Origin of the sequence: Kitasatospora sp. NPDC052896 (assembly GCF_044547075.1) — a bacterium.
Classification (GTDB): domain Bacteria; phylum Actinomycetota; class Actinomycetes; order Streptomycetales; family Streptomycetaceae; genus Kitasatospora.
This window is the reverse complement of the sequence record NZ_JBITZU010000008.1, coordinates 216,142-228,897: the sequence shown is the minus strand read 5'-3', so window position 1 is coordinate 228,897 and position 12,756 is coordinate 216,142. Positions and strand designations below refer to the sequence as shown.

The 12,756-nt window shown below is 74.1% G+C and carries 11 protein-coding genes; 2 read left to right on the top strand and 9 right to left on the bottom strand.

Features of this window, described 5'->3' with window-relative positions; all coding sequences use genetic code 11:
* Positions 1 to 69 precede the first annotated feature (69 nt).
* The 6 genes from ACIGXM_RS19240 to ACIGXM_RS19215 form a co-directional block, all read right to left on the bottom strand.
* Positions 70 to 480, bottom strand: coding sequence for a rhodanese-like domain-containing protein (locus tag ACIGXM_RS19240; protein ID WP_396562345.1), 411 nt, complete (start codon positions 478 to 480; stop codon positions 70 to 72).
* Entirely contained in the window at positions 474 to 983 is a 510-nt protein-coding gene (locus ACIGXM_RS19235; RefSeq protein WP_396562343.1) for a cysteine dioxygenase, read from the bottom strand. The genes ACIGXM_RS19240 and ACIGXM_RS19235 overlap by 7 nt, the downstream gene beginning before the upstream one ends.
* Positions 984 to 1,795: 812 nt before the next feature.
* Positions 1,796 to 2,032 carry a hypothetical protein gene (locus tag ACIGXM_RS19230; protein WP_396562341.1) on the bottom strand — a complete coding sequence of 79 codons (237 nt, stop codon included), beginning with the start codon at positions 2,030 to 2,032 and terminating at the stop codon, positions 1,796 to 1,798.
* The gene (locus ACIGXM_RS19225; protein WP_396562339.1) at positions 2,029 to 2,472 is read right to left on the bottom strand and encodes a hypothetical protein; all 444 of its coding nucleotides are present in this window, start codon (positions 2,470 to 2,472) and stop codon (positions 2,029 to 2,031) included. The genes ACIGXM_RS19230 and ACIGXM_RS19225 overlap by 4 nt, the downstream gene beginning before the upstream one ends.
* 144 nt (positions 2,473 to 2,616) lie before the next feature.
* The gene (locus ACIGXM_RS19220; RefSeq protein ID WP_396562337.1) at positions 2,617 to 4,092 is read right to left on the bottom strand and encodes a sensor histidine kinase; all 1,476 of its coding nucleotides are present in this window, start codon (positions 4,090 to 4,092) and stop codon (positions 2,617 to 2,619) included.
* Positions 4,089 to 4,811, bottom strand: a complete 723-nt coding sequence (locus ACIGXM_RS19215; protein ID WP_396562335.1) for a response regulator transcription factor — start codon at positions 4,809 to 4,811, stop codon at positions 4,089 to 4,091. The genes ACIGXM_RS19220 and ACIGXM_RS19215 overlap by 4 nt, the downstream gene beginning before the upstream one ends.
* Positions 4,812 to 5,114: 303 nt before the next feature.
* Between ACIGXM_RS19215 and ACIGXM_RS19210 the strand changes: the two genes are divergently transcribed.
* Positions 5,115 to 5,381 (top strand): GlsB/YeaQ/YmgE family stress response membrane protein, encoded by a 267-nt coding sequence (locus tag ACIGXM_RS19210; protein WP_396562333.1) that lies wholly within the window; start codon positions 5,115 to 5,117, stop codon positions 5,379 to 5,381.
* 67 nt (positions 5,382 to 5,448) lie between these two features.
* On the opposite strand, the gene ACIGXM_RS19205 is transcribed toward ACIGXM_RS19210, so the two are convergent.
* The 3 genes from ACIGXM_RS19205 to ACIGXM_RS19195 form a co-directional block, all read right to left on the bottom strand.
* Positions 5,449 to 7,377 (bottom strand): putative Ig domain-containing protein, encoded by a 1,929-nt coding sequence (locus ACIGXM_RS19205; protein ID WP_396562560.1) that lies wholly within the window; start codon positions 7,375 to 7,377, stop codon positions 5,449 to 5,451.
* Between the two features lie 473 nt (positions 7,378 to 7,850).
* Entirely contained in the window at positions 7,851 to 8,525 is a 675-nt protein-coding gene (locus tag ACIGXM_RS19200; RefSeq protein WP_396562331.1) for a TetR/AcrR family transcriptional regulator, read from the bottom strand.
* 226 nt (positions 8,526 to 8,751) lie between these two features.
* The gene (locus ACIGXM_RS19195) at positions 8,752 to 9,747 is read right to left on the bottom strand and encodes an aldo/keto reductase (protein WP_396562558.1); all 996 of its coding nucleotides are present in this window, start codon (positions 9,745 to 9,747) and stop codon (positions 8,752 to 8,754) included.
* A 358-nt stretch (positions 9,748 to 10,105) separates the two neighbouring features.
* Here ACIGXM_RS19195 and ACIGXM_RS19190 point away from each other — a divergent pair, with 358 nt between their 5' ends.
* A complete protein-coding gene (locus tag ACIGXM_RS19190) occupies positions 10,106 to 12,610 on the top strand; it encodes an RICIN domain-containing protein (RefSeq protein WP_396562329.1) in 2,505 nt (834 codons plus the stop codon).
* Positions 12,611 to 12,756 lie beyond the last annotated feature (146 nt).

Here is a 12,756-nt window from a genome sequence, read left to right as displayed (position 1 = left end):
GGCCGGCTTGGTCCGCTCCAGTCTGGCGGCCGGGTCTGACAACGGGCTCGGCGGACTCCTCCGGACCGCCTAGCGGGCGGGCCGGTCGCCGGTCGTGCCGCCCGGGACCGTGGGCAGGCCGGCGGCGGCCCAGGCGACGAAACCGCCGGCCAGGTCGGTCGCCCGGACCAGGCCCAGCTCGCGCAGCGAGGCGGCGGCCAGGCTGGAGGCGTAGCCCTCGGAGCAGACCACGACCACCGGCACCGCGTACCCGGTCGCCTCGGGGATCCGGTGGCCGCCCGTCGGGTCGAGCCGCCACTCCAGCACGTTGCGCTCGATCACCAGCGCCCCCGGGATCTGCCCCTCGGCGGCCCGCTGGGCGGCCGGGCGGATGTCCACCAGCAGCGCCCCGCCCTCCTGCTGCGCCCGGTACGCCTCCGCCGGCCCCGGTCGGTGCACGCCCGCCCGGGCCCGGGCCACCAGCTCGTCGACGGTCACCACTGCTCCGGCCCCTCGATCGCGGTGCGCCGCAGCCCGTCCGCCCGCAGCTCGTAGCGGGCCATCTCGTTCAGCGGCGGTGAGTACGCGTGGATGGTCACCGCCGGGCCCGCCGAGGTGTTGCGGACGTCGTGCAGGAACTCCGGACCGAACGCGCGCACCGCGCCCGCGCCCAGCCGCCGGGTGCGCAGCTCCCCCTCCGGTCCGCCCAGCGACAGCTCCTCCAGCTCGCCCAGCGCCACGGTGAACGCGCCGCGCGATCCGCCGTGGTCGTGGAACCCGGTGGACTGGCCGGGCAGCCAGCTGATCAGCCAGACCTCGTGGTCCGGGGTCAGGTCCAGCTGGACGTACCAGCGTTCGCCGACCGAGAGGCGGACCAGGTGGATCCACTCCGCCGGGCGCTCGGCCAGCTCGGTGACCAGGGTCCGCAGCTCGGCGGGGGTGCGGGGGTCGGTGCGGGGGGCGGCCGGCGCCGGAGCGGGGTCCGGCGCGAGATCGGTGCTCATGGAGGTCCTCACAGAGGTCGGGGCGCGCGTTGGGGGCGCGTGGCAGCGGCGGCACGGCGGCGCCCGCCGGCCGTCGCGCGGCGACGTGTGACGGCCGGCGGCGAGGGGACGGCGGGGCTACCGGTGGCAGCCCGGGGAGAAGCGGGAACGGCCGCGCCGCCCGGCAGAGGTCACGGGCAACGGGCGGGAGAGGGGATCAGCGGTCAGCGCGCACACATGTCGCTCGCCTGGCGTCGCAGATCGACGTGCAGGCGGCAGACGAGCGTGGTGCCGAGATCCATACCGCGATACTGGGTGACCGGCCGCCGGGACGTCAAGCCGGGTCCACGGAGCGGCGGGGCGTCCGTCCACCTCTCGGGATCCCGGAGACCGCCGGAGCGCCGGTGCCCGACGGCTGCCGTCCGAGTGCTCCGCGAGCGCGACAGCGCGCCTCGGGGGAGCCTCATGGACATCGAGGCGGCTCGCACCGACCGGCTCCGCGACCACGCCGGGTCCCCGCCCCTGGAACGAGCACCGTCCGCGACACCGTCTCCGGCGACGCCGAGGTGCGGACCCCGATCCAGCGTCGCGACCTCCACTGAACCAATCAACACCGGCTGGCGGATGGGGACTTGCTGGCCAGTACGTGGTCCGGTACGGCCAAGCGGTGCGGTGTCCGGGGCAAGTCCCCAGCCGGGTAGGGTCGTTGACGGGCGGCGCCGGGCCCGCGTCGACAACGGCCAGCGGGCCCTGCCGACATGGGCGGTCGGCGGGGCCCGCTGGAGCTCGGCGCAGCGCGGGGGGACGGGCTGCCGAGCGGCTTCCGGGGTGGGTCAGTTGTTCTGGGCGGCGTCCGAGTCGGCCGCCGCGGCGGCGCTCTCCGCAGCGTCCACCTTCTGTTCCATCGCGTTCAGTTGGCTGCTGTCGGTGGCCCCGGCGGCCGGGGCGGTCGCCGGGGGGGTGGCCGGAGCGGCCGGGGTGCCGGCCGCCTGTCCGGAGCCGCCCCCGCAGCCGGTCAGGGCGGCCGTGGCGACCAGCGCCGCCGCGGCGATGCCGAGCGCGCGCCTCACTGGGCGGCCGGGGACGCGGCGTCCGTCGGGCCCAGGCCCTGGCTGGAGCACCAGGTGGCGACCGCGTTCAGGTCGCTCTGCCGGGTGGTGAGGGTCGGCAGCAGGCTCTTGCGGTAGGTCAGCCGGTCGTTGAGGTAGTTGTAGATCGCGGTCTGTCCGGCGTTCTGGGCGTCGTTCACCCGGACCTGCAGGCGGGCGATCGAACCCGCCACGGTGTCCGGCCCGTTGAGGCGGGTGATGGCGTTCTCGATGCGCAGCTGGAGCTTCGGCACGCGCTTGCAGATGCCCTTGGCACCGTCGCTCTTCGGTGCGCCGACGGTCTTGATGGACGGCGGCTGGGCCGACGGCGTGGCCGCCTGGGCGGGGGCGGCGGCAGCGAGCAGGGCGCCGCCGAGGGCGAGAGCGCCGAGGGTGGCGGCGGCCTTGCGAGGGGCGTTCATGACGGGTGTCCTCCAGTGCTGACGACGTGAACCGTGCGCCCGGCCCGCCGTCGTTCGTTCCCGGCGGCCCGGACACCGGGAACGGTAGGACGGCACTTTGTGGATTCCTTGTGAGCCGAGGACGCGCCCGCGCGTGGGAGAACCTCAGGCCCGCTCCGCCGCCAGCGCGCCGATCCAGTCCGGCCGGGCCGGCAGCGGCAGCGTCGGCGCGTCCGTCGCGACCAGCGGCAGCCGCACCTCGATCCGGCACCCGTACCCGTCGGGCGGCGCGGAGACCGTCACCGTGCCGCGGTGCAGTGCCACCTGCTGGGCCACCAGGGTCAGTCCGAGCCCCGAGCCGGGGCTGTCCCGGCGGCGGTGGAACCGGTCGAACACCGCGGCCCGCTCGGCCGGCGGGATGCCCGGGCCGCTGTCGTCCACGGTGAGCACGGCCCGGTCGGCCTCCCGGCCCAGTCGGACGGTGATCCGCGCCGGCTGCCCGGGGGAGTGCCCGTGGACCGCGGCGTTCAGCAGCAGGTTGTCGCAGACGATCCGCAACCCGGCCTCCCAGCCGAACACCCGCAGGCCCGCCGCCGCCTCCGGTGCGGTGACCAGCTGGACGGCGACGTCCGGCCGGCGCCGGCGCAGCTCGGCCGTCGCGGCCTCGGCCGGCTCGGCGAGGTCCAGCGGTCCGAAGGCCTCCTCCTCGACCAGGTCACCGCGGGCCAACGTCCTCAGCGCGGTGAGCAGTTCGAGCAGCCGACGATGGTCGTCGCGCAGGTCGGCGAGGATCTCGGCGCGGTCCCGGTCGGGGAGCTGGGGGTGGGCGCTGAGCACGTCCAGGTTGGTCTGCAGGCTCATCAGCGGGGTCCGCAGCTCGTGCGAGGCGGCCGCGGAGAACGAGCGGGCGGTCTCCAGCGCCTGGGCGGTCCGGGCGGCCTGCTCGTCGTACCGGGCCAGCACGGTCTCCAGCGCGGTGGCCAGTTCGTCCACCTCGCCCACCCCGCTGCGCTCGTGTCCGAAGCCGGCCGCGCCGGCCCGTGGGTCCAGCGCGGCGGCCCGCCGGCCGAGCCGACGCAGCGGCGCGGTGGCGTGCCGGGCCACGCCGAGGGCGAGCAGGCCGGAGACCGGCGCGGCGAGCAGCGCGACCAGCAGCACCCGCCGCTGCACCGCCCGGACCTGCGGGTCGGCGGCGGAGAGCGGGGAGAAGACGGTCAGCGTGCCCGGGTTGGCGCCGGTGACCGGGACGGAGAACACCCGCCAGCCGCGTCCGCCGGCGCCCACGCCGTGCACGGTGCGGGGGGCGGCGCCGGGCGGCGGCAGCGCCACCTCCGGGCCGGGCTGCGGGCCGCCCTCGGTGACCAGGGCGCCGGTCGCGTCCGTCACCCGGACGCCGACGTCCAGGGCCGCGTCCAGCACCTTGCGGTGCTGGTTCTGTTCGACCTTGGTGCGGCCCGTGAGGTCGGCGCTGAGCAGCGTGCGGACGTCCGGCAGGACCGCCGCCGCGCGGTCGCGGAGCTTGCCGTCCTGCTCGTTGCGCAGGTCGTTGGTGACCAGGCCCAGCAACAGGGCGCCCGCGCCGAGCACCAGCAGCGGCAGCAGCAGGGCGCAGGAGAGCGCGATCCGGGTGGAGAGCTTCATCGCGATGTCCCGGAGTCGTTGTCGGGGGCCGGCACCCGCAGCACGAAGCCGACGCCGCGCACGGTGTGGATCAGCCGGGACCTGCCGCCCTCCTCCAGCTTGCGGCGCAGGTAGCTGACGAAGGTGTCGACCGCGTCGGTCCGGACGTCGAAGTCGTAGCCCCAGACCCGGTCCAGCAGCTGGTCGCGGGTGAGCACCAGGCCGGTGTTGCGGGCCAGGTGCTCGAGCAGCTCGAACTCGCGCCGGGTCAGCCGCACCGGCACCCCGTCCCGCCACACCTCGCGGGTGGCCGGGTCGATCTCCAGCGGGCCGGCGCGCAGCACGCCGGTCGCGGCCGGTGGGCGGCGGCGCAGCAGGGCCCGCAGCCGCAGCACCAGTTCCTCCAGGGCGAACGGCTTGACCAGGTAGTCGTCCGCCCCCGCCTGCAGGCCGGCCACCCGGTCGGTCAGCTCGTCCAGCGCGGAGAGCATCAGCACCGGGAGGTCGGCGCCCTGCTCGCGGAGCCGGCGGCAGACCTCGGTGCCGCTGAGGTCGGGCATCGAGACGTCGAGCACCAGGACGTCCGGCGGGTCGGCCGCGACCTGGGCGAGCGCCGCCCGCCCGCCGTCGGCGGAGCGCACGGCGAAGCCGCTGAGCCGCAGGCCGCGCTCCAGCGAACGGCGGATCGTGTCGTCGTCGTCCACCACCAGCACGCGTCCGACGCTGTCTCCGCCGGCCATCGGTACTCCTTCCGCACGGGCCCGGCCCGGTGGCCGGGGCGCCCCACGGTGACACGGCAGCATGAGAGTTTTCTCATGAAAGCTTCAGCGCGTTCCGGGTGACAGCCGGGCGACCGCGGTCGGCGCGCCCGTCCGCGCAACCGTGCGCTGGCGCGGCTGCGTCCACCAGGAAGGACGGCCGCAGTACCGTGGCCGGCCGGAGGAACCACCAGCAGGTGTGCGCCGGGCGGCGGTCACCGGACGTGGCGAGGGGGCGCGGTCCGGCGAACGTGTGCGCGGCGTGCGGAAGGGCAGGAGAGCACCATGGGCATTGTCAGTTGGATCATCCTCGGTCTGGTCACCGGTGCCATCGCCAAGCTGCTGCTGCCCGGGCGGGACCCGGGCGGCATCATCGTCACCACCCTGATCGGAATCGCCGGCTCCTTCGTCGGTGGTTGGCTCTCCGTCCACTTCCTGCACCGCGCGGTGCCGAAGCACTTCTTCGACCCCGCCACCTGGGTGGCGGCGATCGCCGGCTCCCTGGTGCTGCTCGTCGTCTACCGGATCGTCTTCGGCAACTCCCGTAACTGACCGGCCGGTTACCGGTGAGCCCGCAGGGCCGTGGCGATCGCCACGGCCCTGCGGTGATGACGAGTGCCTACGAGGTGGTCAGCGAGGTGTCGTCGATCACGAAGCTGGTCTGCAGCGAGGAGTTCTCGGTGCCGGTGAAGGTGAGCGTCACGGTCTGCCCGGCCAGTGCGGACAGGTCGTAAGTGTGCTGGGTGTAGCCGGAGTTGGCGTCGGTGTTGCTGAAGGTGGCCACCGTGGTGGAGCCGGCCGTCACCTTCAGGGTGTCGTTCGCGGCGGTGCCGGTCTCGTCGGTGTCGATGTGCAGCCAGAAGCCGAGCGTCGCCTTGCAGCCGGTCGGGATGGTGACGGTCTGGCTCAGTGTGTCGGTGTGGGTGGTGCCGTAACCGTCCAGCCAGGCGTCCCAGTTGCCGGAGTGGGCGGGCTCGTCGATGGTGTCGTTGTTGATGACGCCGGCGCTGGCGGTCCAGGGCGCGGCGCTGGTGCCGTTCTCGAAGCCGGGGTTGCCGAGCAGCTGGCCGGGGTTCGGGCAGCCGCCGGTGCCGCCGCCGACGGTCCAGGTGAAGCCGGTGGAGCCGGTCGCGCCGGTGGAGTCCTTGGCGGTGACCGTGACGGGGTAGCTGCCGGCGGTGCTCGCGGTGCCGCTGATCAGGCCACCGGTGCTGATCGACAGACCGGTGGGCAGGCCGGTGGCGGAGTAGCTCAGGGTCTGGCCGGCGGCCGAGTCGTTGCCGGCGATCTGCAGGTTCACCGAACTTCCGGTGCTGGTGGTCTGGTTGCCCGGGTTGGTGACCGTCACGGTGTTGCCGGTGCCGCCGCCCGAGGTGAAGGCCGCGGTGCCGTTCGGGGTGCCGAGGCCGGTCGGGCCGTCGTAGCCGGGGCCCGCGGTGCACAGGTAGGACGGCGAGCAGGTGCCGTTGCTACCGGTCGTCACGTCGTTCAGGCTCGACGGGTGGGCGTACGGGTACGAGGACGGGTAGCTGCCCGCGGCCGGGGTGCCGGCCAGCGCGTACACCGAGGCCATGATCGGCGAGGAGGCGCTGGTGCCGCCGTAGACGTTCCAGCCGGTGCCGCCGTAGGTCTGGTAGACCGCGACGCCGGTGGCCGGGTCGGCGACCGCGGAGACGTCCGCGATGGTCCGGTTCGAGCAGCCGGTGTCCTTCTGCCAGCTCGGCTTCGGGTCGTATGCCGAGCAACCGGAGCTGCCGCCCTCGGTGCTGCTGGTGGACCAGACCGACTCGCTCCAACCGCGGCTGTTGGAAGCCCTGGAGAGCGAGGTGCCGCCGACCGCGGTCACGTACTGGGAGGCGGCCGGGTACTCCGCGCCGTACCCCGAGTCGCCGGAGGAGACGGTGATCGCGACGCCCGGGTGGTCGAAGTACTGGCTGTCCGACGAGGTGTCGGTGGAGTCCTCGCTGCCGCCGTAGCTGTTGGAGACGTACTTCGCGCCCAGTGAGACCGCGGTGTTGACCGCGGTGCCCAGGTCGCTCATGTTCGCCGAGGTGGCCTCGACCAGCAGGATGTGGCAGTTGGGGCAGACCGCGCTGACCATGTCGACGTCGAGCGAGATCTCACCGGCCCAACCCGTGTCTCCGGTCGGGTAGTTGGTGCCGCCGTTCTCGTCGACCTTGCGGAAGCAGCCGTTCGCCGTGGTGCAGGCGGGCAGCCCGTAGGTCGAGCGGTAGGTGGCCAGGTCCGACTCGGCGTTGGGGTCGTCCTGGGCGTCGACGATGGCGACGGTCTGGCCGGAGCCGGCCGAGGTCGGCAGGTCGTACGCCGAGGCGAGATCGGTCGGACCGTAGCCGGACGGGGTGGCGTGCGGCGCCAGCACGCGCGGTTCCCTGAGGTCGGTCCGCTCCAGGGCCAGGCAGGCCATCTGGTCCGGGCGGGTCGGCGCGGCGCAGGCGCGCTTCACCGCGACGTGGTCGGAACCGCTCGGGGTGGCGGGTGTGGCGTTCGCGGCCGGTGCGGTGAAGGCCAGCAGGCCCATGGCGGTCATCGCCAGGGACGGCAGGACGGCGGTCAGCGCGCGCGCCCGGCGGCGGCGTGGACCGGCTGGGGTGTGGATGCGCAAGGGAGAACCCTCCGTGGGGGTCGCGGGCGCGTCCGTCCGGCTCGGGGTGCGGCCGGGGTGTGGGGTACGCCCGGTGCTGGTGGATCTCGGCACGTGCGGAGGGCCGGCGGCCGGTGGCCGCGGGCCGGTGCCCGGCCGCGCCGGGTGCATGCCGGCGAGGACGCGGTCGACGTGGTGCGAAGGCGCTGTGCAGCGGGCGCGGCCCACCGTCGGAGCGGCGGCGCGCGGGTGGGGGAGCGAGCGCCGTGCGGGTGTACTGTGGCCGCCGCGTATGTCATGGGCATGACATGAACGGCCCCGCACCGTCCGGCGATCCGGTTTCGGTGTGGGGCCGACCCTAGTGTGCGTTCACCGTGGGCGGCAAGGAGCGGGCGGCATCCGTTGCCGAGACGAGACCATCAACTCTGCTGAGCCGCAGTGGACTTGCCCGTACTGTTGGCCGAACTTCCTTTGCTGCCATCGCTGTTGTGGCCGTCACGGTTGCCCCGGCGGCCGGTCAGCCCGGCCAGCAGCAGGGCCCAGAGCCCCTCGAAGTCGGTGTCGGCCTGCGGGTCGGACCACTCGCCCGCGTAGGCCGGGTCGTGGAAGTGGGCGGCGGCCTGGAACACCGCGCGGGCCGCGGTGCGCACCTGCACGGGAGTGAACTCGCCCTGCCGGACGCCGTCCTGGATGATGTGCGCGATCTGGTCGGTGAGCGTCTCCAGGTGGGCCCGAACGGTGTCGCTGTGCTCGTCGACCAGGGACAGGTAGGTGGCGAACAGCTCCGGATCGTCCAGCGCCTTCTTGCGCTTGGCCGCGAACAGGGTGGCCAGCCAGCGGTGCAGCCGTTCGCCGGCCGGACCGCTCTCGGCAGTGATCGCCTGCAGGCTGTCGTGTGCCTGGTCCAGCCAGCGCTGGGTGACGGCCTCGCGCAGGGCGGCCTTGCTGGGGAAGTGGCGGTAGACGCTGCCGTGACTGACGCCGAGGGCCCGGGCGATGTCCACCACGGTGGCCTTGGCCGGGCCGAACCGCCGCAGGACGTCCTCGGCCGCACCCAGGATCTGCTCGGGGGTGAGTGTGCTGTCGGTGGTCACGGGGTGGTACGTCCTCACTGGTCCGGCGGGTGGGCGGGCGGCACGGCTGCGCTCCGGGACGCCGCCGACTCCGGCCCGTCCGGCCCACGATCGGGTTCCGGTGTCCGGACACCGACGGTCCCCGCTGGGAACCCTATCGCCCGGGGCCCCCGCACCCGGAAGGCGGTGCGGGAGTGCGGCGGTCCCGGGTGCGGCGGTCGTGCCGCCGCACCCGGGCGCCCGACCCTCAGAGCTCGCTGTCGAGGCGCGCCATCTGCGCCTCGGCGTACCGCTCGCCGGCCGCGGCGCCGGCCGGGACGGCCTCCTCGATCGCCGCCAGGTCCGCCGCGTCGAACCGGACGTCCAGCGAGCCCAGCGCCTCGGCCAGCCGATCGCGGCGACGGGCGCCGACCAGCGGCACGATGTCCTCGCCGCGCGAGGCGACCCAGGCGACCGCCACCTGGGCGACGCTGGCGCCCTTCGCCTCGGCGACCTTCCGCAGGGCCTCGACCAGCGCGAGGTTGCGGGTCAGGTTGTCGCCCTGGAAGCGGGGGCTGGCGCCGCGGAAGTCGGTGCCGGCGATCGCCCGGTCCTGGCTCCAGTGGCCGCTGAGCAGGCCGCGGGAGAGCACGCCGTACGCGGTCACGCCGATCCCGAGCTCGCGGGCGGCGGGCAGGACCTGGGCCTCCAGGCCGCGGGAGAGCAGCGAGTACTCGATCTGCAGGTCGCTGATCGGGTGGACGACGGAGGCCCGGCGCAGGGTGTCCGCGCCGACCTCGGAGAGGCCGATGTGCCGGACGTAGCCGGCCTGGACCAGCTCGGCGACGGCACCGACGGTCTCCTCGACCGGGACGCTCGGGTCCAGCCGGGCCGGACGGTAGATGTCCACGTAGTCGGTGCCCAGCCGGCGCAGGGTGTAGGCGAGGGCGGTCTTGGTGGCGGCGGGGCTGGCGTCGTAGCCGACCCAGTTGCCGGCGGGGTCGCGCTGGGCGCCGAACTTGACGCTGATCTGGACGGACTCCCGGTCCCGGCCGCGCAGTGCGTCGCGGATCAGCAGCTCGTTGTGGCCCATCCCGTAGAAGTCGCCGGTGTCGATCAGCGTGATCCCGGCGTCGAGGGCGGCGTGGATGGTGGCGATGCTCTCGGCCTCGTCAGCGGGGCCGTAGAGGTCTGACATGCCCATGGTGCCGAGGCCGACGGCCGAGACGGTCGGGCCGTTGCCGCCGAGGGTGCGCTTGCTCATCGAGGTCATCGAGGGCTCCTGGGGTGGTGCGGGGAGGGGAGGGGTGGTGCATGCGCTGACAACTATGGCATGACGACTGACAGATTTCAATATCTGTCAGTCCATACTCGTTCGGAAGTAGGCGGGGCGACGAGGGCGGTGCGCGGAGGGGCGTGCAGCACGCCGCTCGGCATCGCGCCGGTGGTAGCTCAACTCCCGTGCATGGCGGGTCTCTTGACGGCCCGTCGCGCCATCCCTAGCGTTTGCTTTTGATGGCTTGAGTTGGATTCGGAGTACCCATCACGCACAATCCACCATTCGTGACCGCTCAGGCGGGCGACCCGCCGGAGCGGCGACGCCACCGGAGGCATGCCCCCCGATGCCAGCCCTTCCGCCCCTCCCAGCTGCCCCGCGACCCGCCCGCACCCGCGTCCCGCACCCCCGCCGGACAGCCGCGCTCGCCGTCCTCGTCCTCTGCCTGGCGCTGCTGACCGCCCGCGCCCCCGCCCCCGCCGCCGCGAGTACCCCCGCCGTTCCCCGCACCGCGCCCACCACCGCGATCACCGTGGACGGCAGCTCGCCCGGCCGCACCTTCGACGGCGTCGGCGCGATCAGCGGCGGCGGCGGCAACTCCCGGCTGCTCCTCGACTACCCCGAGCCGCAGCGCAGCCAGATCCTCGACTACCTCTTCAGGCCCGGCTACGGCGCCGCCCTGCAGATCCTCAAGGTCGAGGTCGGCGGCGACACCAACTCCACCGACGGCTCCGAGTCCTCCATCGAGCACACCCGCGGCACCATCGACTGCGACAACGGCTACGAGTGGTGGCTGATGGAGCAGGCCAAGGCCCGCAACCCCGGCATCAAGCTCTACGCCCTCGCCTGGGGCGCCCCCGGCTGGATCGGCAACGGGAACTTCTGGTCCCAGGACATGGTCGACTACCTGATCTCCTGGCTCGGCTGCGCCCACCAGCACGGCCTGGCCATCGACTACCTCGGCGGCTGGAACGAGCGCGGCTACAACGCCGCCTGGTACGAGAGCCTGCACGCCGCGCTGGCCGCCAACGGCTACTCGGGCACCCAGGTGGTCGGCGCCGACGACAACTGGTCGATCGCCACCGCCATGCGCGGCGACCCGGCGCTGAACTCGGCGGTGGACATCATCGGCACCCACTACCCCTGCGGCTACATGTCCGCGATGACCAGCTGTTCCACCACCGCCGACGCCCTCGCCAGCGGCAAACAGCTCTGGGCCAGCGAGAACGGCTCCGAGGACGCCGACACCGGGGCCGCCCCGATCGCCCGCGCGATCAACCGCGGCTACCTCGACGCCAAGCTCACCGCCTTCATCAACTGGCCGGTGGTCGCCTCCGTCTACCAGAACCTGAGCTTCAACACGATGGGCCTGGTCACCGCCGACCAGCCCTGGTCCGGCGCCTACCAGGTCGGCCGCAGCGCCTGGGCGATCGCCCAGACCACCCAGTTCACCGCCCCCGGCTGGCAGTACCTGGACTCCTCCTCCGGCTACCTCGGCGGCGACCGCGGCAACGGCAGCTACGTCAGCTACACCGCGCCCGACCGCTCGGCCTGGAGCACGGTCTTCGAGACCATGGACGCGACGGCCGCACAGAACGTCACGCTCAAGGTCGCCGGAGGCCTGCCCGGTGGCGCGCTGCACGTCTGGTCCACCGACTTCTCCAGCAACAGCGCCACCGCGCACCTGGTCCCCGGCCCCGACCTGACGGCCACCGGCGGGACGTACCAGCTGACCCTCCAGCCCGGCCACCTCTACACCGTCACCACCACCACCGGCCAGGGGGCCGGCGACACCGTCCCGCCGGAGCGCGCCCGGCTGGCGCTGCCGTACGCCGACTCGCTCGCCGGCACCGCGACCGGCCAGGAGGCCCGCTACTTCACCTCGATGAACGGCGCCTTCGAGACCGAGCCCTGCGCCGGCGGCCGTCCGGGCCGCTGTCTGCGCCAGCAGGCGCAGACCACCCCGATCCGCTGGACCGACGAGACCGCCGACCAGCCCTACACCCTGATGGGCGACCTGGGCTGGAGCGACTACACGGTCAGCGCCGACGCCCTGCTGGAGCACGCCGGCACCGCCGAGCTGCTGGGCCGGGTCGGCACCCAGGGGCGCAACAACAACGGTCTGGACGCCTACAATCTGCGGCTCAGCGACACCGGTGTCTGGACCCTGCTCAAGAGCGACACCAGCTGGGTCTTCACCACGCTGGCCAGCGGCACGGTGCCGGCACCCGGCACCGGCAGCTGGCACAACCTGGCGCTCACCTTCCAGGGCAGCACCATCGTGGCCCGGATCGACGGCGCGGTGGTCGGCACGGTCACCGACGGCAGCTACGGCGCCGGCCAGATCGGCCTCGGCACCGGCCGCTACTACAGCGCGCAGTTCAGCAACCTGACCATCACCCCCGGCAGCACCACCCCGCTCGACGGCACCTACCGGCTGGTCAACGCCAACAGCAGCCAGCTGATGGACGCCGCCGACCAGGGCACCACCGCCGGCACCCCGATCATCCAGTGGCCCGGCAACGGCGGCGGCAACCAGCAGTGGCGGCTCAGCTCGACCGGCGACGGCTACTACACGATCACCGGCGTGGCCAGTGGCGAGCGGCTCGGCCTGCCCGGCGCCGGTCCGGTGGTGCCGGACACCCAGCTGGCCCTCGCCGACCCGTCCGGCAGCCCGGCCGAGCAGTGGCTGGTGGCCCCGGCACCCGGCGGCGGCTACACCCTGGAGAACCGCGCGGACGGCCAGCTCGCGGACGTCCGCTCGGCGTCCCTGCTGATGGGCGCCGGCGTGATCCAGTGGCCGGCCGACGGCGGCGCCAACCAGCGCTGGAACCTGGTCCCCACCGGCTGAACCCACTGCCGCACGTGCCGGGGCCGGGGGGGGGGGGGCCCCCCCCCCGCCCCCGCCGGCGCGCGGGGGGGCCCCCCCCCCCCCCGGGGGGCCCGCCCCCCGCCGGCGGGGGTGCGGCCCGCCGCGGGCGGTGGCCCCGCCCCCGG

What these genes read in the sequence shown, in the direction of transcription:
- ACIGXM_RS19225 (WP_396562339.1), bottom strand. Translation starts at nt 2,472, where the DNA reads ATGAACGCCCCTCGCAAGGCCGCCGCCACCCTCGGCGCTCTCGCCCTC.
- ACIGXM_RS19190 (WP_396562329.1), top strand. Translation starts at nt 10,106, where the DNA reads ATGCCAGCCCTTCCGCCCCTCCCAGCTGCCCCGCGACCCGCCCGCACC.
- ACIGXM_RS19210 (WP_396562333.1), top strand. Translation starts at nt 5,115, where the DNA reads ATGGGCATTGTCAGTTGGATCATCCTCGGTCTGGTCACCGGTGCCATC.
- ACIGXM_RS19195 (WP_396562558.1), bottom strand. Translation starts at nt 9,747, where the DNA reads ATGAGCAAGCGCACCCTCGGCGGCAACGGCCCGACCGTCTCGGCCGTC.
- ACIGXM_RS19220 (WP_396562337.1), bottom strand. Translation starts at nt 4,092, where the DNA reads ATGAAGCTCTCCACCCGGATCGCGCTCTCCTGCGCCCTGCTGCTGCCG.
- ACIGXM_RS19205 (WP_396562560.1), bottom strand. Translation starts at nt 7,377, where the DNA reads ATGACCGCCATGGGCCTGCTGGCCTTCACCGCACCGGCCGCGAACGCC.
- ACIGXM_RS19215 (WP_396562335.1), bottom strand. Translation starts at nt 4,811, where the DNA reads ATGGCCGGCGGAGACAGCGTCGGACGCGTGCTGGTGGTGGACGACGAC.
- ACIGXM_RS19235 (WP_396562343.1), bottom strand. Translation starts at nt 983, where the DNA reads ATGAGCACCGATCTCGCGCCGGACCCCGCTCCGGCGCCGGCCGCCCCC.